This is a genomic window from Arthrobacter sp. NPDC057009, from assembly GCF_042673905.1.
Lineage (GTDB): Bacteria > Actinomycetota > Actinomycetes > Actinomycetales > Micrococcaceae > Arthrobacter.
On the sequence record NZ_JBHUSB010000013.1, the window covers coordinates 121,182 to 137,373 of the forward strand.

Genomic DNA, 16,192 nt, shown 5'->3' on the forward strand with positions numbered 1-16,192 from the left:
CCCGACGGCGACCCTACCCCTGCTGGGGCCCGTCCCGTAGCGTTTGTTGAATGACGGGCGAAAGCGCGGGGCTGGTAAACGTCGACGGGGCAGAAATCTTTTGGGAGGCATCGGGCAACCCGGCCGGGGTCCCCGTCCTCTACCTCCACGGCGGCCCCGGTGTTGGCCTGGGTCCCCGATACAAGACCCGCCACGATGCTTCGAAATTCCGGACCATCGGGCTGGACCAGCGCGGCTGCGGGAGAAGCAAACCGGCTGTCCAGGACGATCTGCCCTCCCTGCCGGCCAACACCACCCAGGCCCTGATCGAGGACATCGAGGCCGTTCGCCGGCACCTCGGAATTGCGAAGTGGATCGTCACGGGCGGGTCCTGGGGCAGCACGCTGGCCCTGGCCTATGCCCTGCAGCACCGGGAGCAGGTGCACGGGCTCGCCCTGATGGCGGTGGGAACGACGAGCCGCGAGGAGGTTGAGTGGATCACGGAGGGCGTCGGGCGGATTTTCCCGGAAGCATGGGAGGAGTTCTCGGAGGCCGCCAGGCGCAGGCCGGGGGAGCGCGTGGTGGATGCCTACGCCCGCCGCCTCGCCGGCACTGACCGGGACGATGCCGAAACCGCAGCCCTGGCATGGGACCGGTGGGAATCGACGCACGTCTCGCTGGATCCGCTCTGGCAGCCCGGCCCGATGTTTGACGACGCGAGCGAGCGGATGACCATGGCCATCCTCGTCACCCACTACTGGTCCAGTGACGCCTTCCTCCCGGAGGGACAGACCATCATGGAAAGAATCCACCAACTCAACGGAGTTCCCGGCTACCTCATTCACGGGCGGAAAGACGTAAGTGGGCCGGTCATCACGCCCTGGATGCTTCATCAGCGCTGGGACGGCAGCCGGCTCACCGTCATCGAGAACGAAGGGCATGGCGGGCCGCAGTGCTGGGCCGCGCTTGTCGGCGCGGTCGAAGAAATCGCGGACGGGCTGTCCCGGGTGGACCGTCGGGAGGCGTAACAGAAGTGGGCAACCTGTTTTAGGCTTTACTCCACAGCGCGCGTCCGCCATTCGCGGGCTGAACAAAGAGAGGCAGAGCCGATGCAGCCGGACCTTGGCCAGCGCGCCGCGAACGAGCACGCCGACGTCGCACAGTCCCTTCTCTCCGCCGCAGAGCAAGCACTCTCCGGCGCTGATGTTGATGCCGAACTGCAGATCAGGCTGGCGCAGGCCCATGCCACCCTGGCGCTGGCACTCGAGACGCGCGCCGCGGCCTACGACACCCGGACTGCGGCATACGTCGCATATCTGGCGATGCTGAAATCAGGGACCCGTGCAGACAAGGATCAGCACGCCGCCGTCGTGGCGAAGCTTGTCCGCGACCGCCTCGGCTTCGAAGCGGAATAGCCGGCGGAGAAGGTCCTGCGGACCTACCAATGCTTACGGGCAGACCCCGCGGCAGCCTTGCACTTCGCCCGGATAAAGGACTGCTCCGCATCTGACAGCAGGTGTTCGCCGTGCTGGTCCTGGGCGACGCTGCCCCCCGAGACCTGGTGAACCACGTTTGCCACCGTCCGCGGAAGAACTACGCAGCCGGGATTATCAACGAGCCACTTCTTCGTGACCTCATCCAGCTCATCCCACCACTCAACAATCGGCCGCTGGCCCATCAGGTGCTCCTCGGATTTGAGACCCTACATAACTTGACTGCGGCAGCCGGATTTGGATTTCCCGGCGCCGCGCGACGTGCAGAAACCGCCCAACACACAGCCCACGTACAGGAATTCACGAAACTCTAAATTGGTAATCAGTAAGAGTTTGGTACCGATGCCGGGAGGGGTCAAGAGGCATGCGTAACGTCACGCAACCCGGCGGGGAAGGCCTTTCTCGGTGCCCAAACACTATGCCGGGGACGCGGGAGTGGAGTACTTTTTACACGCCCCGACGTGCGGCGACAGCACCAACCACACTGATGCCTGCCAGAAGGAGTCCCGGATGACTCGAAGGACAGTCCGCCCGCTTGGTGACTTCGGCATGGCAGATCTCGCGGACGCCGGCGGCAAGGGAGCAGCCCTGGGCGAACTGGTGCGGCAAGGCTTTCCGGTGCCTCCGGGGTTCACTATCACCACGGAGGCCTACCGTTCGCTGCTCGCCGGAACAGAGCTGGGGGCGGCGCTGGAGGCGATTGATCAAAACAAGCACGACGGCGGCGCCCTCCGCGCGCTGATCGCCCGCCTTGGCGTGCCCCCGGCCGTCCGGACGGAGATTGCCGAGGCCTATGCGGCCCTGGGAGGCGGGGCGGTGGCTGTCCGTTCCAGCGCCACTGCCGAAGACCTTCCCGGAGCCGCCTTCGCCGGCCAGCAGGACACGTTCCTGAATGTCATCGGCGAGACGGCGCTGGCCAAAGCGGTTGCCGATTGCTGGGCCTCCCTCTGGACCGACCGGGCCATTGCCTACCGAGAGCGGCAGGGGATCGACCCGCGGGAGGTGGCGATCGCCGTCGTCGTTCAAAAGATGGTGCCGGCCGACACCGCGGGTGTCATGTTCACCGCGAACCCGGTCACAGGTGAGCGCAATGAGACCGTAGTGGATGCCAGCCCGGGCCTGGGCGAGGCGGTGGTGTCCGGCCGGGTGACACCGGAACAGTATGTGCTGGACCGGAGGGGCAGGATCCGCAGCTTCACACCCGGCGGCGGCGAGGTGGTGATTGGCCTGGCCGCGGAGGGCGGAATCAGGGAACAGCCCGGCAGCCGCAGCCCGGATCCTTCCCTGACCGCGGACCAGCTCCGGGGACTGGCTGGCTTGGGCCGCAAATCTCAGGAGCACTTCGGCCGGCCGCAGGACATGGAGTGGGCGTTGGCCGGAGGCCAGATGTTTGTGCTGCAGTCGCGGCCCATGACCGCGCTGCCGCCCCAGCCGCTGCGGCTCAATATGGTGCAGCGGCGGGTGGTGCCGTTCTTCATCGAAATGTTCCAGGAGCGGCCCTACCCGCTGGATGTGTCCGGCTGGATGAAGCAGGGGATCCTGGCGATGCTGCAGAGGATGGGCGGAAGCGTCGGTGCGCGGTTCCCCACCGTCGAGGAGCTGCTGCCGGAAGAGGACGGTGTGGTGGTCCAGCTCGTGCCGCCGTCCCCGCGGCTGACGCTCCGCGCCCTGGCCGCGCCGCTCGGCCTGGCCCGCCGCGCGGGGCAGTACAGGATGGCCGACTGGCAGAACGACCCCAGGTTCACCGCTTTCCTGGAGCAGGTGGACCGGCTGAACGGACGGCACCTGGAAACGCTGCGCTGGCCAGAGGTTGTGGGCGCCGCGCGGGACTGCTTTGCCGCGATGCGGGGCATCACAGACCTGCGGATCTCCTACATGCCCGGCATATTCCTTCCCCTGCTGAGGCTGCGCCTGATGCTCCTGCTGTTGGGCAGGACGGGCCTGGCTTCCGCACTGATCGCGGGCGCGGACACCCGGACCAGCCAGGCGAACCGCTCGCTGGAGCAGCTGGCCGTGATGGTCCGGGAGGATCCAGGCCTGGCCCGCGCCTTTGATGGATCCGACGGGGCGGCCTTGCCGCGGCTTCTTGAAGAGCCGGCACACGCAGCCTTCCGCGAGGCGTTTGACCGCTTCCTGCGCGAATATGGGAACCGTGAAACCGTCAGCCCGGTGCTGAGCAGTTCACCCACCTGGTCCGATGCCCCCGAGGTGGTGCTGGGGCTGGTGAAGGCGCTCATGGGCCAGCCGCCAGGCAGGGCAGACCAGACCGGCGCCGCACTGGCTGAGCTGAAGCGCCACCCCCTCCTCCGCTTCGGGCCCGTCCGGCGGCAGGTGCTCGCCGCCGTCGACGCCGCCCGGGCGGGAATGGCGTTCCGCGAGGACAGCCACTTCTACGCCACCAAGGTCATTCCGCCCATGCGCCGCGCGTACCGCGAGCTCGGCCGCCGCCTTGTTGCCGCCGGGGTGATTGACGGCGTCAAGGACGTCTACCACCTGCGGTTCGAGGAACTGGAGGCCATAACGGACGACGGCGGTGCGCTGCCGGCTTCCGTCCGGCAGCGTTACCGGCCGCTCGTGCTGGCCAGGGCGGCCAGGCGCCGGGAACTCGAGGGGGTTCCGCTGCTGGACACGGCGCTGCTGTTCAGGGACCGCCTGTTCAGGGACCGCCGTCAAGCAGCGGGCGTACTGGTCGCCGGCACCCCGGCAAGCCGCGGCCGCGCAGAAGGGCCAGTGCGGATCATCAGGGGCCCGGACGAGTTCGGCCGGCTGCGCAGCGGCGACGTTCTTGTCTGCCCCTACACGAACCCCTCCTGGACGCCGCTGTTCCAGCGCGCGGCCGCCGTCGTCGTCGACATGGGAGGGCTCGGCTCGCATGCGGCGATTGTGGCCCGGGAATATGGAATCCCGGCGGTGATGGGGACCGGCACGGGCACGGCCACCCTGGCCGAGGGGCAGCGCGTCGTTGTGGACGGCAGCGCCGGGACGGTGGTGGCTTCGGGCGCAGGCTCCGCGGGCAATGGGTGAAGCCGGCGGACAACCGGAAATTAGTACCGTCTGACCAGGTTGGCGGTACCGTAGGCGCGCCGTGCCCGGGCGCTGTACTGATAGATGGTGACACTCTGGACCTCCGGCAGTTCTTTCCATATGGAGGTCAGGTCGTAGGACTGGGCGCCACGCCGCGCCTTCAGTGGCGCCACAACAAACGTGTTTGAGGAACTCAGTCCCATTTCGCCGGCTTTGGGACCCAACTTGCCCGGATTTAGATGCACATGCAGGTTGCCGCCCGCCCCCGTGGAAAAGTTGGCCAGTTTCAACTCGACCTTGCTGGGGGTGACCGTGAGGACCGCCCTGCCTCGGGTCGTGACCGCCTGCGAGACGAACTCGCCCTCGAAGACCTCTGTCCAGTGGCCTGTTGCTGACGCCGATGCGGCAGGGGAGGAGGTGGCAACGGCGCCGCCTTGGCCTTCCGGCGCGCCCGCAGGGGTGCATGCTGACAGTCCACCTGCCACCAGCAACAATGACATGGACAACCGAAGCGATCTCATGTTCCCCCAAAGAACCTAAGAGTGGCGTTTCCAAGCCCATACGGGCAAAGCGCCGTCTTCCCAGTAAACCACGACGGGTCTTTATGGGCCTTCGGGGATGTTTAGGGCAGACTGGTGGCGTGGGCGGAAACCGGTGGGTGCTGCACGTCGATCTCGACCAGTTCATCGCGGCGGTCGAGGTGCTGCGGCGGCCGGAGCTTGCGGGCAAGCCGATCATCGTCGGCGGCCGAGGCGACCCAACCGAACGGGCGGTGGTGTCCACCGCGTCCTATGAAGCCAGGGCCTTCGGCGTGGGTTCCGGGATGCCTTTGCGCGTCGCGGCCCGGAAGGTGCCCGACGCTGTGATCCTGCCCGTCGATCACGAGGCTTACTTTGCGGCGTCCGAAACGGTGATGACCACCCTACGCGAGCAGCCCGGTGCCACCGTGCAGGTGCTGGGTTGGGATGAAGCCTTTGTAGGCACTGAGACGGAGGATCCGGAAGCCTATGCCCGGCGGGTGCAGGCCGCCGTCCTGGAGCGAACGCAGCTGCATTGCAGCGTGGGCATCGGCGACACCCTTGTGCGGGCCAAGGTCGCCACTGGTTTCGGCAAGCCGGCCGGCGTCTTCCGTCTGACCTCCGGGAACTGGCTCGACGTCATGGGCACCCGGCCCACCAAGGACCTGTGGGGCGTCGGAACCAAGGTGTCGGGGAGGCTGGCCAAACTCGGCATCAAGACGGTCGCCGAGCTCGCCGCATGCAACCCCCAGGACCTGGTCCCGGAGTTCGGTCCCAAGATGGGTCCCTGGTATGCGGAGCTGGGGCGCGGGGATGGCGCCAGCGTTGTGGACGACACCCCGTGGGTTGCTCGCGGGCATAGCCGCGAGACCACCTTCCAGCGCGACCTGACCGAACCTGCCCAGGTGGACGACGCCGTCCGGGAACTCACAGCGCGCGTACTTGAGGACGTTGTGGCTGAAGGGCGGCCTGTGGTTGGGCTGACCCTGAAGGTCCGGTACGCGCCGTTCCTCACCAAGACCCATGCGAGGAAGATTCCCGAGACCTTCGACCGGGACGAGATCCTCGCACGGGCCCTGGACCTGGCTGGCGGAATCGAGGCGGGCCGTCCGATCCGGCTGCTGGGCCTGCGGGCCGAAATGACCATGCCCGACGACGCCCGAAAGGGACACACGCCAACCCGCGGCGGTTGGTGAATCCAACCGCCTGCCATGAAGAAGGAGCCGACGCCATGACGAAGTACCTGATCTCGTTTCCGAGTGCCGCCATGATCGTCCCGGACGAAGAGCTGCCGGCAGTTTCGGATGCGGCGCACGCGGTGGTTCAGGAAGCGAAGGACGCCGGCGTCTGGGTGTTCGGCGGAGGCATCGATGAGAGCATCCCGCCCGTGATGGTCGCCGCCGATGGGACTGTGGCCAAGGGCACCTACCGGCAAACGGCGCAACTCCAGGGCGGCTACTCCGTTCTGGAGCTGCCCTCCTACGATGCGGCGCTGGAATGGGCCGCGAAGATCGCCGCCGCCTGCCGCTGCGCGCAGGAGGTGCGGGCCTTCTACTACGACCCCGCCAGCTAGCTGCTAGACTCCCCAGAATCCCCTCACGACCGATGCAAAGTCGCATTCATTCAGGAGGTTTGCGGTGCCGAATACTACCTGCCACATGTCGATCTCGCTGGACGGCTTCGCGGCCGGGCCGGACCAAAGTCTCGACAACCCCTTGGGCAAGCGCGGTTTGGAGCTCCACAGCTGGCACATCGGCGACCCGCGGGCAAACGATGCCGACAAGGTCGCGAACGACTGGCTCATGCGCCCGCGGGGAGCGTATGTAATGGGCCGCAACATGTTCGGCCCGATCCGCGGGGACTGGGACGAGGAATGGACCGGCTGGTGGGGCCCCGAACCGCCGTACCACGCGCCGGTGTTCGTGCTGACCCACCACGCACATGACCCGATTCAGATGGACGGCGGGACGACTTTCCACTTCGTCACCGACGGCTTCGACGCGGCCTACTCCGCAGCGTGCCAGGCGGCCGGCGACAAGGGTGTGGACATCGCCGGTGGTGCCTCGACAGTCCGGCAGGCACTGATCGCCGGCGTGATCGACGAGCTTACCCTCGACATCGCACCGGTCCTGCTCGGTGCAGGCGAACGCATCTTCGACGGCGTTGAATCCTTCGGGTTCGAACCCGCCGAAGTGCTTCACTCACCGCTCGCCACCCACATCCGCTATCGCCGTGTCCGCTGACTGTGCCGTTGAGCTTCAAATTTAGGACCGTGCCGCCGTCGTGGGTCCTGGGGTAGGGTCATCCGGTGACCTCATATGGCGTACTTGGAGTTGGATCAATCGCGACGGCGATCGTCACCGGACTTTGCGACGGAGCGGCCGAGCCGCCGTCGACCATGCTTTCCCCCAGGAACGCCGAACGTGCGGCTGAACTCGCGGCCCGGTTCCCCTCGGTGCGGGTGGCGACGGATAACCAGCAGGTCGTGGACCGCAGCGACGTGGTGGTGGTCTGCCTGTTGCCCAGCCACGCCGCGGAGGTACTGGCTGGACTGCAGTTCCGCGCTGACCACGCCGTCGTCAGTGCGATAGCAGGCTTCCCCGTCGGGCAGCTGGCCGGTCTGGTTGCTCCAGCGACGGACATCGCACGAAGCATCCCGCTCCCCGCCGTGGCCACCCGCGGAAGCCTGACACCGGTGCACCCTGCAACGCCGGCGGCAACGGGGCTTTACGACCGGCTTGGCGGGAGCATGGAGATCGACGACGAGCTGGCATTTGAATCGGTCTCGGCAGCATCGGGCACGGTCGCGGCATACTTTCGTTACCTCGGAACGATCGCAGGCTGGCTGTCCGGCCGGGGCGTCCCGTCAGCAGCCGCACGCCGCTACGTCGCCGACACCTTCGCCGCACTGTCCGGCGAGCTCGAGTCACCTGGGGCCGACTTCGCAGCCCTGGCGCAGGCGCACACCACGCCCGGCGGGCTCAACGAGCAGTTCGCACGCCACCTCGAAGCGGCGAGAACCTACGATGCTGTGCAGACCGGCCTGGATGCGGTGCTGGCAAGGATCACTCGGAGGTAGCAATCAATGGTCGGCGGCAGGACCGGCCTTCACCCGGCACGACGGTGGACACATTCATCCCGGCGGGTCCTGTCCCACGAGGCCGTCCACCGACTCGCGGATGAGGTCGGCGTGGCCGTTGTGGCGAGCGTATTCCTCGATCATGTTGAGCAGGATGTAGCGCAGGCTGGGAAGCTCGATGCTGGGGTTTGAGGTAACCATGCCCTGACGTCCCGGGCCGCCCTCCATCAGTGCCTCCGCGAACAGGGCGCGGGAGCGGGTCACCGCGTCGCGCCACCTTTCATAGAGTTGTTCGGGCGAGTCTTCGCTGGCCGAGTTCAAGTCCCAGTCGGGGTCGGCGTCCCAGTCCACGGCGTTCCATGGCGGAAGTTGCCTGCGGCCATGCAGCCATTCGGTGGACATGTCGTCCTCGAAGCGGGCCAGGTGTTTGAGCAGGCCGCCCAGCGTCAGCGAGGAACGGCCGAGGGTAGCCCGCAGACCGGCGGCGTCGAGCCCTCTGGTCTTCCAGGCGAAGGTCGCCCGCTGCCGCTCCAGAAATCCCAGCAGGGTAGCCGTCTCGTCGCCGGCCAGTGGCGGTTCGGGGTCTGGTTGGTCGGGCTGGCCAGCCTGTTCGTTCAACGGATGCCTCCTCGGGATACGGGGCGATTTACTGTTTGGCGTGGAGTGGTTCTTCAGTCCACTAAGCGCCGATTGACGTCATTCGGCAAGATTCTTGAAGTAGCGTGCTACCGGCCATCGCTCGAAACCGGCTGCTTCATAGGCGCGCCGGGCAGGTTTATGGCCAGGATCATCACCCGTTTCTACGAGCACCATGCTCATGCCGGCCCTGCGGCCTGCATCGAAAGAATGCTCCATGAGGGCCTGGCCAACTCCCTTCCGCTGGTGAGCGGGATCCACCGCCAGGACATGCACCTCACTCATGCTGTCCTCCGGGTGCAGCCGGGTACAAACCCAACCCAGCAGCTGGTTCCCCTCAAGAGCGATCGCTACATTCTCCGGCTCAGTATCGAGCACAGCTGCCATGTCGCGGTACTGGCGTTCCTTCCACCCGTTCGGATAAAAGGCCTCATAGACAAAGCCGGGTACAGCATTGCGAACCAAAGGAAATACCGGCTCCCAGGCCCGCAATGAAAGCGCGAGCACTTCTTCCCGATACTCCGGCGTGTAGTCGACGATCCGCACCATCCAATGATGCGCGCCCGAACCAACTGGCGCTATGCCTCGGCCGTGGGATGCCGTTGGTGGCGCGATCCTGCCATCAGTTCTTCTTCAGTTCCTGGGCGAGCATCACGAGGATGCCGCTAGGTCCGCGGACGTACGTGAGCTTGTAGACATCCTTGTAGGTCGCCACGCCGCGAAGCGGATGGCAGCCGTGCCTGGCGGCTATCTCCAGGGCTTTGTCGATGTCATCGACTGAGAACGCCACGCGGTGCATGCCGATCTCGTTGGGACGAGTGGGCTCGGTCTCGATCGCTTCCGGGTGGATGTACTCGAAGAGCTCAAGGCGGCCATGGCCGTCAGGCGTCTGGAGCATGGCAATTTTGGCGTGATTGCCGTCAAGGCCGACGGCGGTGTCGGTCCATTCACCACTCACGGTGTCACGGCCGACAACGGTGAGACCGAGGTCGGTGAAAAATGCGATGGTCGCTTCGAGATCGCGAACGGCGATGCCGACGTTCTCAAGTCTGATGGTCATGGGTTGCACGCTACCGAGGCGAGCACTGTTGGTCCATAGGACAGGGACCCGGTCAAGCGTTGCATCACAGGATGGTGTTCATTCCCTGCAGGTCGGTCTCGCTTCAATTGCAACTGGGCGGACGCAGTAGTGCGGTTGTCCGACTGCGCGTAGCTTCATAGCCATGGGGAAAGTTACATCTCTGGCGACGGCAGTGCTCGTGGCGGGTGTGCTTGGAACCGGGTGCGATCTCATTCCAGTCAGTGGTGCCGAAACGTGCGTTGACTGGGTTTGGTTTGAGACCCCGCAAGCACAATACGACGACGCCAGCATGGTGCTGATCGGCAATTCCGTGGGCGAGGTTGGCGAAACGAGCATTTACGGTTACGAGGCCACGACCCACCTCATAGAAGTTGAGCGGGTCCTCAAAGGCGACCCTGGAGATGGACCCCTCCGTATCTCATCCACTCCTCAGACCTGCACTGGAGGCGAGTCATATCCGGAAGGCGACCCGCTTCAAACCGATCAACGGGTCATCATTTTTGCGACCCAGCGGGACAATGGGTGGTTCACCATGACGCCTGCCCAAGGAGTATTACCTCTCCCGCAGGGGAAAGAGCCTCCCTTCCGGTAGTTCTCTCGAAGGCCTCGCAGAAGTTGCTCGACGCTCGCAGGGACTTCTCAGTTGGGCGGTCTAACATGTCCGGCATGAAGGTTGCCCGAGACGCGCGCTCTGCTGCCGTGGTGATTAATGCCGGATCACGCCGGGGTGCGGCTGTGCACGGCCCCGCGGTGGACAGGATGCAAAAAGCAGGAGTGCCGATCAGCTCCGTGCACCAGGTGCTGTCGGGGGCGGAGCTGGCCGAGACGCTCGATCGCGTGGTTGACGATGGCCACGACCTGATCGTGGTTGGTGGCGGCGACGGGACGGTGAGTTGCGCCGCTGGTCGGGTTGCCGGCACCGATGTCACGCTCGCCGTCCTACCGCTGGGCACCGCCAACGACCTCGCCCGCACGCTGGAGATACCGAATGACCTGGCTGGGGCATGCTCGGCCGTCGCAGACGGAAAGGTGGTCGATATCGACCTGGGCCGGGCGAACGGCCGGCCGTTTCTCAACGTCGCCTCCGTTGGCTTGTCGGCCGGTGTTACCCAGGCTCTCAGTCCCGCCCTGAAAAAGCGCATGGGGCCGCTGGCATACGGCGTCGCCACCCTGCGCGCCTACGGCCGTCACCGGCCGTTCCGGGCCCGGCTCGAGTTCCCCGAGGGGGACCGCGAGCCGTTGGAGCTCGATAACCTGCTGCAGGTGGCCGTCGGCAACGGCAGGCACTACGGGGGCGGCAGTATGGTCTCGCCGACGGCAGGGATAGACGACCACACTCTCGACATCTACGCCATCGAGGCGGCACCGCCGTGGGAGCATCTGAAGATCGCGCGGATGCTCAAGGACGGAAGCTTCATCAACAATGACCGGGTACACCACCTGACCACCCGAAGTGTCCGGGTGGCCACGGAACCCTCCCTGCCGGTGAACCTCGACGGCGAGCTGGCGACTGCCACGCCGACCGACTTCACCATCCAGCGCAACGCCGTGCACATCCTGGTACCGCAGAGCAGCACCAGCGCGTTGCTTGATGGACGGCGTGCGCCGCAGGAATAACCGGGCGGGCGCAGTGGGGAGTCCAGTGAGCGAGCAGAAGATCGAGTCATCAGTAGCCACAGGGAGACCAGCTGTGTCATCGGCCCGCAGCAACGCCGCCATCCATGTAGCGGAGGAAGTGGCCGCAGCCGTTGCCGGAGGGCGTCCTGTCGTCGCTTTGGAATCGACCATTTTCACCCACGGCCTTCCCCGTCCACGCAATCTCGACGTTGCTGTCGAGGCGGAGGATCGCCTCCGTAGCCAGGGAGTCGTTCCTGCAACGATCGGTGTTTTCGACGGCGTTCCGACGGTGGGGCTCAGCCACGAGCAGATCTCGTCGCTTTCCCATGACGGGGGAGTGAGGAAAGTCAGCCTCCGGGATCTTCCTGTCGCTGCTGCTCTTCAGCTCCACGGCGGCACCACGGTAGCAGCGACGGCGTTTCTGGCCCACCGGGCCGGCATCAAAGTGTTTTCAACCGGCGGCTTGGGTGGAGTTCACCACGGTGCGGCAACATCTTTCGACGAGTCTGCCGACATGACGACGCTGGCCCGTACCCCGATCGTCGTCGTCAGCGCCGGCGTGAAGTCCGTCCTGGACGTAGCGGCCACCCTGGAACGGTTTGAAACGCTCAACATCCCCGTCGTCGGCTACAGGACCAAGAAGTACCCCGGCTTCTATGTTGCCGACTCGGGGTTTGAGATCGAGTATGCGGTCGAAACTCCTGAGGAGGTTGCGGCAATATGCAGGGCACGCGATGACCTGCGCCTTGAAGCGGCCATTCTCTTGGCAAACCCGATCGCAGAGGATAAGCAGTTCCCTCCGGCCGAGCTCGACGTCGTTCTCTCCCGGGCGTGGGCACAGGCAGAGGAGAAGGGGATCAACGGCAAGGACACCACACCGTTCCTTCTGGACTTTATTCAGCGCGCTACGAACGGGCGCAGCCTGAATGTCAATGTCGATGTCTACCGCGGCAACGTGGCCCTCGGTGGCGAAGTCGCCATGGCGCTGACGCGGTAACTGGAAGAAGCAGTTCGGGTTCCGTCTACTTTGGGGCTGAGTTAACGATCGTGTAGTCGACGGCGGTGTGCCCGACGATTTCGTTGGCTCCGAAACCGAAGGCTGCATAGGTCATGATGGTTCGTTCACCGATGACCAGGCCCGTGCTGGGGTCGATAATGATTTCTGCTCTTTGTCCGGCGCGAAGCGCTTCTGCTCGTCCGATGGCGATGCCCGTTTTGCCGTCGAAGTTGGTTTGCTCGCTGGTGTTGACACCGGGGATGAGCGCCAAGGCTTTGTAGAGGCCGGCGCGCAGGTCAGCGGGAATGAGTCCTGTCCTCAGAAGGTCGGTAATCCGGACGAAGTTGTCTTCGTCCCGGGAGGCCGACCCTCCTGTGTATCGGGAGTTGAAGTGGTCGTAGAGGGCTTGGCCGTCCCTGGGTAATGCGGCGATCTCCTCCGCGGAGAGCAGTGACCAGGGACCTCCTCCATAGAAATTCCCGTCCCTGCTTTTGATGACTTCCATGTCCATCGGCACCGGGCCGGCGTCGCCCCAGTCGCGCCGGAGCACCCATTCCTCGGCAGGGTTTCCGGGAACGTAGACGTCGATAGTCTGGACATTCATCGAGTTTGTCTGGTTTCCCGCCGCGTCGATCCCGGAGACGAGCCAGTTCGCATGCGTGCGGACCATGAGGTACTGCCCTGGTTTCGGTTTCGGGTCGACAAAGCTAATCGTGCGTTCGGCAGCGTCGCGCAAAACGCCAGCCGCATGGGCGCTCTGGGCGATCACGGCGGTGTGACCGACGACCATGGAGCCGATAGCGGCCGCACCTGCCGTGAGCAGGATACGCCGGGGCAGCCGAGCACGGGCACGTGCATGGTCCGTGGGCGCAGTGCTCGACTCGCGGCTCCTGGACAGGGGGTGCGGCTCTCTGTGTGGCCTGTATCTGGCAGGGTCTTCAGCGCCGGCGAGGGTTGGCAGCTCGACGAGCTGCTGGCGCAGGGCTTCCTGACGGTCTGTTTGGAACTGGAAGGTGCTCATGATGGTGTTCTCCGTCCAAGAATTGTCTGGGCCTCTGGCTCTTGCTCACGCGCTATCTCGCCGAACAGAGCCCCAAGCCGTAATTTCGCCCGATGAAGCCTGGACTTCACGGTTCCCTCGGCTACGCCTAGCGCAACGCCGGTTTCCCGTGCTCCCAAGCCCTGAATCACACACAGTGTCAGCACATCGCGTTCCCGGGGTTTGAGCTGCGCGAAGGCTTCCCGAACGGCAGAAGACATGATTCTCGCGTCATCCGCTTCCGCCACGCCGTCTGCAATATCGGCCGCGTCCTCCGGGGCCGGAAGCTGACTGAGGAAGTGCCTGTAGCGCCGTTGCTGGCGGACGTGGTTACGCACGATGTTGTTGGCGGTTACTAACAGCCAGGGAAGCATCGAGTGACTGACCATCCGGATGTTGGCGCGCCGACGCCACGCCTCATAAAAAACAACGGCAGTTATCTCTTCCGCCAAGTGGGGAACGCCCAGGATTTTCAGGGCGTGACGCCCCACGCGTTCATGATGCCGGTCGAAAAGGAGCCCGAAAGCTTCACCATCACCGTTGATAACCTGGCGCCACAGCACCTCATCTGAAACATCCGATTCCCCACCCATACCTCATAGTGTCCGGCCATCGCATTCGGTTCCATGATTCGGGGAACCAATTTTCCCAAAGGCTTGGCGACACACGCGGGGGAGTGTCGTGCCGACATCAATCAGAAGTCGAGTATTTGTTTTTCGGTGGAACCATTTTTGTAGGTCACTTTAACTGGCACTCCCTGATTGGAAGCGTTTTGCAGGTCGTTACCCGGCAGCCAAAAGGCGAAGTGACCTTTCGCGACGGTTGCGGTCACCTCTTCTTTGGAAGCGCTGGTGTAGGTAATGGCTGCGACATCGGCTCCCACACGACCTGACGCGAGGGAGATGGGCTTGTCTGCGATTGTTCCGGTTCCGAGTTGAGTCGGAGCAATACTTCGTGCAGGCAGTGCCGTCACGTTTTTCGGTTTTCCGACAGAGCCGAACGACCCTTTGTCGAACCACGGTGCCGTGGCGTCCGTGGTACACGATGCTTCAAAACCGTCATGACCGCTGAGGATGACCGTCACCCAGGCTCCCCGCCGCTCGGCAATGGCTACTTCTGTTGCTGAATGCTCGGCTGAGTACATGCCTCCACCCACACGTTGTGTTGATCTGCGGCAGTCCGAAACGGCGTTGTCACGTTCTGAGCCGATAAGTGTCCCAGGGACTGCTGTCCAGGTGGCGAAGGCCGGGTCACCTTCTCCTGAGATCGCCGGCATGACCAGTAACCCGGCGGTCGCGGCTGCTGCCAGACCGCCAAGAGTGACAGCCCGCCGTCGCCGGTTGGCCTTGGCCAACTCGCGGCTGAGTCCCAATCCGCCGCTGGATGCGGCGGGAGCTAGCTGGGAGCTGAGTATGCGGTTCAGGTCGGCTTGCGCCCGGGCAGGGTTCGACGGCGGGCTTTGCTCTGCTGCGTCCAGCGAGCGGAGCAGTGTGTCGAGGTTCTGAGCACTTTTCATAGCGTTGACGCCTTTTCGGGTGTTGCCGCCGGCAGGTCGGAAGCATGGTGCGGGAGGTGGTCAAGGAGGAGCCGCAAGGCCCGTCTTGCGCGGGTCAGTCGCAGACGGAAAGCCACGGGCGAGACTCCTAAGACTTTGGCTGCCTGCGGCGCGGCAAGGTTCTCAAAGACGGCGAGTCCCAGGGCTTCTTGATGGACTTCAGAAAGAAGCGCCCAGGCGCGGCCTAGATCGATCCGACTGCTGACCAGATCAGCATGGGAGGTGCTGAAATAATCCGGTGCCGATTCAGCGAGCCGTACGCCTAGTGCTTGACGTCGTTGTTCTCCACGCTGAGCGTTCAGCATGAGATTCCGCGTGATTCCGAAGACCCAAGCCCGGGCATTGTTTTCATCCGCGGGCACTTCAGAGAAGCGCCTCCAGACGACCAGAATGCCTCAGCGACTACATCCTCAGCATTCGCCGGCTCGGTTCGACGCTGAACGAACTTCAGCAGGTCGGCGTATGAGGATTCGTATAGCGACCGGAAGGCATCCGCCCTGTCAGCGGCCCTCGATAAATGACTCATACCCTATACCTGTCCGCCACCTGCCTAAGTGTGTCGCAAATGGTTGAGCAATCCTGACAGTTACCTGGCAGGGGTAAGCTAAGAGCTCCCGCCCTCATCAGTGGGCCGTCGCCAGCAACCGCTTAGGTCGGGTTTTCGTCTGCAGGTTCCCGCCGGATCCGCTCCACATCCCAGGTGTCCAAATGACGCATTACCAAGGCGGCTGAAACAAGTGCCGCTGAAAAGGGCATGCAGGCCACCGGGACGAGCAAGTAAATCTGCGTTATGGCGTAAAAGACGACGTTGGCACCGTTGTAGGTGAACGTGCCGATATTCTGCATGAACGTATTCGTGAAGAGCATGATGACGATACCGGCAATGCCCACGATAATTCCCGCCCGCAGCGTTCGCCGGTACATCACGGAAGTTCCTGTTTTAGCCATTTCTCCCCCAACTACGGGCAGCTGGTGCCGCCGTTAATTCACCTAAGCATGCGGCGGGTTGGCGTACAAGCAGTAGGGCTGGGCAACACTAAGCCCTCACGAGGAACCCTTCACGGCACAACCGGCTAGGTCTAATACGAAAGTAAGGTTCGTCAGGCTGCGGTGGCCGGGGTGATGGTGACGTTGAAGCCTAGGCTGTTGAGTTTTTTGATGGCGTTGTTCTTGG

At 64.3% G+C, this 16,192-nt stretch carries 18 protein-coding genes; 9 read left to right on the forward strand and 9 right to left on the reverse strand.

The annotated features are described in order from the left end of the window. Positions 1-50 precede the first annotated feature (50 nt). A complete protein-coding gene (locus tag ACFTR6_RS14785) occupies positions 51-1,007 on the forward strand; it encodes an alpha/beta fold hydrolase (protein WP_377958443.1) in 957 nt (318 codons plus the stop codon). An 81-nt stretch (positions 1,008-1,088) separates the two neighbouring features. Further along, positions 1,089-1,394 carry a hypothetical protein gene (locus ACFTR6_RS14790; RefSeq protein ID WP_377958444.1) on the forward strand — a complete coding sequence of 102 codons (306 nt, stop codon included), beginning with the start codon at positions 1,089-1,091 and terminating at the stop codon, positions 1,392-1,394. Positions 1,395-1,417: 23 nt separating this feature from the next. Here the strand turns inward: ACFTR6_RS14790 and ACFTR6_RS14795 are convergent, their stop codons facing one another. Beyond that, positions 1,418-1,657, reverse strand: a complete 240-nt coding sequence (locus tag ACFTR6_RS14795) for a hypothetical protein (protein ID WP_076803147.1) — start codon at positions 1,655-1,657, stop codon at positions 1,418-1,420. A 325-nt stretch (positions 1,658-1,982) separates the two neighbouring features. Between ACFTR6_RS14795 and ACFTR6_RS14800 the strand changes: the two genes are divergently transcribed. Beyond that, the gene (locus ACFTR6_RS14800; RefSeq protein ID WP_377958445.1) at positions 1,983-4,496 is read left to right on the forward strand and encodes a PEP/pyruvate-binding domain-containing protein; all 2,514 of its coding nucleotides are present in this window, start codon (positions 1,983-1,985) and stop codon (positions 4,494-4,496) included. Between the two features lie 20 nt (positions 4,497-4,516). On the opposite strand, the gene ACFTR6_RS14805 is transcribed toward ACFTR6_RS14800, so the two are convergent. Beyond that, positions 4,517-4,996 (reverse strand): DM13 domain-containing protein, encoded by a 480-nt coding sequence (locus ACFTR6_RS14805; protein WP_377958446.1) that lies wholly within the window; start codon positions 4,994-4,996, stop codon positions 4,517-4,519. 158 nt (positions 4,997-5,154) lie between these two features. Between ACFTR6_RS14805 and ACFTR6_RS14810 the strand changes: the two genes are divergently transcribed. The 4 genes from ACFTR6_RS14810 (at position 5,155) to ACFTR6_RS14825 (ending at position 8,093) form a co-directional block, all read left to right on the forward strand. Further along, positions 5,155-6,210: a DNA polymerase IV gene (locus tag ACFTR6_RS14810; RefSeq protein WP_076803143.1), complete on the forward strand. Its 1,056-nt coding sequence runs from the start codon at positions 5,155-5,157 to the stop codon at positions 6,208-6,210. A gap of 35 nt (positions 6,211-6,245) precedes the next feature. Continuing rightward, on the forward strand, positions 6,246-6,587 hold the full coding sequence (locus ACFTR6_RS14815) for a YciI family protein (RefSeq protein WP_377958447.1): 342 nt from the start codon (positions 6,246-6,248) through the stop codon (positions 6,585-6,587). Between the two features lie 64 nt (positions 6,588-6,651). Further along, positions 6,652-7,257 carry a dihydrofolate reductase family protein gene (locus tag ACFTR6_RS14820; RefSeq protein ID WP_087871897.1) on the forward strand — a complete coding sequence of 202 codons (606 nt, stop codon included), beginning with the start codon at positions 6,652-6,654 and terminating at the stop codon, positions 7,255-7,257. Between the two features lie 65 nt (positions 7,258-7,322). Next, on the forward strand, positions 7,323-8,093 hold the full coding sequence (locus tag ACFTR6_RS14825; RefSeq protein ID WP_377958448.1) for an NAD(P)-binding domain-containing protein: 771 nt from the start codon (positions 7,323-7,325) through the stop codon (positions 8,091-8,093). A 54-nt stretch (positions 8,094-8,147) separates the two neighbouring features. Here the strand turns inward: ACFTR6_RS14825 and ACFTR6_RS14830 are convergent, their stop codons facing one another. From ACFTR6_RS14830 to ACFTR6_RS14840, 3 genes are all read right to left on the reverse strand, one after another. Then, positions 8,148-8,711: a DinB family protein gene (locus ACFTR6_RS14830; protein WP_377958449.1), complete on the reverse strand. Its 564-nt coding sequence runs from the start codon at positions 8,709-8,711 to the stop codon at positions 8,148-8,150. Positions 8,712-8,789: 78 nt separating this feature from the next. Beyond that, a complete protein-coding gene (locus ACFTR6_RS14835; RefSeq protein ID WP_377958450.1) occupies positions 8,790-9,278 on the reverse strand; it encodes a GNAT family N-acetyltransferase in 489 nt (162 codons plus the stop codon). A gap of 73 nt (positions 9,279-9,351) precedes the next feature. Continuing rightward, complete coding sequence (locus tag ACFTR6_RS14840; RefSeq protein WP_087871894.1) at positions 9,352-9,789, reverse strand: VOC family protein; 438 nt, start codon at positions 9,787-9,789, stop codon at positions 9,352-9,354. Positions 9,790-10,476: 687 nt separating this feature from the next. Between ACFTR6_RS14840 and ACFTR6_RS14845 the strand changes: the two genes are divergently transcribed. Then, on the forward strand, positions 10,477-11,427 hold the full coding sequence (locus ACFTR6_RS14845; protein ID WP_377958451.1) for a lipid kinase: 951 nt from the start codon (positions 10,477-10,479) through the stop codon (positions 11,425-11,427). Positions 11,428-11,500: 73 nt separating this feature from the next. Then, on the forward strand, positions 11,501-12,424 hold the full coding sequence (locus ACFTR6_RS14850; RefSeq protein ID WP_087871891.1) for a pseudouridine-5'-phosphate glycosidase: 924 nt from the start codon (positions 11,501-11,503) through the stop codon (positions 12,422-12,424). A 25-nt stretch (positions 12,425-12,449) separates the two neighbouring features. On the opposite strand, the gene ACFTR6_RS14855 is transcribed toward ACFTR6_RS14850, so the two are convergent. The 4 genes from ACFTR6_RS14855 to ACFTR6_RS14870 form a co-directional block, all read right to left on the reverse strand. After that, positions 12,450-13,445 carry a CU044_5270 family protein gene (locus ACFTR6_RS14855; RefSeq protein WP_377958452.1) on the reverse strand — a complete coding sequence of 332 codons (996 nt, stop codon included), beginning with the start codon at positions 13,443-13,445 and terminating at the stop codon, positions 12,450-12,452. Further along, positions 13,442-14,056, reverse strand: a complete 615-nt coding sequence (locus ACFTR6_RS14860) for an RNA polymerase sigma factor (protein ID WP_377958453.1) — start codon at positions 14,054-14,056, stop codon at positions 13,442-13,444. The genes ACFTR6_RS14855 and ACFTR6_RS14860 overlap by 4 nt, the downstream gene beginning before the upstream one ends. Before the next feature lie 101 nt (positions 14,057-14,157). Continuing rightward, positions 14,158-14,979 carry a hypothetical protein gene (locus ACFTR6_RS14865; RefSeq protein WP_377958454.1) on the reverse strand — a complete coding sequence of 274 codons (822 nt, stop codon included), beginning with the start codon at positions 14,977-14,979 and terminating at the stop codon, positions 14,158-14,160. Positions 14,980-15,666: 687 nt separating this feature from the next. After that, positions 15,667-15,966 (reverse strand): hypothetical protein, encoded by a 300-nt coding sequence (locus ACFTR6_RS14870; RefSeq protein WP_140416319.1) that lies wholly within the window; start codon positions 15,964-15,966, stop codon positions 15,667-15,669. Positions 15,967-16,192 lie beyond the last annotated feature (226 nt).

Excerpts from the sequence above, each read along its gene's own strand:
- ACFTR6_RS14785 (WP_377958443.1), top strand. The coding sequence starts at position 51 with ATGACGGGCGAAAGCGCGGGGCTGGTAAACGTCGACGGGGCAGAAATC.
- ACFTR6_RS14790 (WP_377958444.1), top strand. The coding sequence starts at position 1,089 with ATGCAGCCGGACCTTGGCCAGCGCGCCGCGAACGAGCACGCCGACGTC.
- ACFTR6_RS14795 (WP_076803147.1), bottom strand. The coding sequence starts at position 1,657 with ATGGGCCAGCGGCCGATTGTTGAGTGGTGGGATGAGCTGGATGAGGTC.
- ACFTR6_RS14800 (WP_377958445.1), top strand. The coding sequence starts at position 1,983 with ATGACTCGAAGGACAGTCCGCCCGCTTGGTGACTTCGGCATGGCAGAT.
- ACFTR6_RS14805 (WP_377958446.1), bottom strand. The coding sequence starts at position 4,996 with ATGTCATTGTTGCTGGTGGCAGGTGGACTGTCAGCATGCACCCCTGCG.
- ACFTR6_RS14815 (WP_377958447.1), top strand. The coding sequence starts at position 6,246 with ATGACGAAGTACCTGATCTCGTTTCCGAGTGCCGCCATGATCGTCCCG.
- ACFTR6_RS14835 (WP_377958450.1), bottom strand. The coding sequence starts at position 9,278 with ATGGTGCGGATCGTCGACTACACGCCGGAGTATCGGGAAGAAGTGCTC.
- ACFTR6_RS14840 (WP_087871894.1), bottom strand. The coding sequence starts at position 9,789 with ATGACCATCAGACTTGAGAACGTCGGCATCGCCGTTCGCGATCTCGAA.
- ACFTR6_RS14845 (WP_377958451.1), top strand. The coding sequence starts at position 10,477 with ATGAAGGTTGCCCGAGACGCGCGCTCTGCTGCCGTGGTGATTAATGCC.
- ACFTR6_RS14855 (WP_377958452.1), bottom strand. The coding sequence starts at position 13,445 with ATGAGCACCTTCCAGTTCCAAACAGACCGTCAGGAAGCCCTGCGCCAG.
- ACFTR6_RS14860 (WP_377958453.1), bottom strand. The coding sequence starts at position 14,056 with ATGGGTGGGGAATCGGATGTTTCAGATGAGGTGCTGTGGCGCCAGGTT.
- ACFTR6_RS14865 (WP_377958454.1), bottom strand. The coding sequence starts at position 14,979 with ATGAAAAGTGCTCAGAACCTCGACACACTGCTCCGCTCGCTGGACGCA.
- ACFTR6_RS14870 (WP_140416319.1), bottom strand. The coding sequence starts at position 15,966 with ATGGCTAAAACAGGAACTTCCGTGATGTACCGGCGAACGCTGCGGGCG.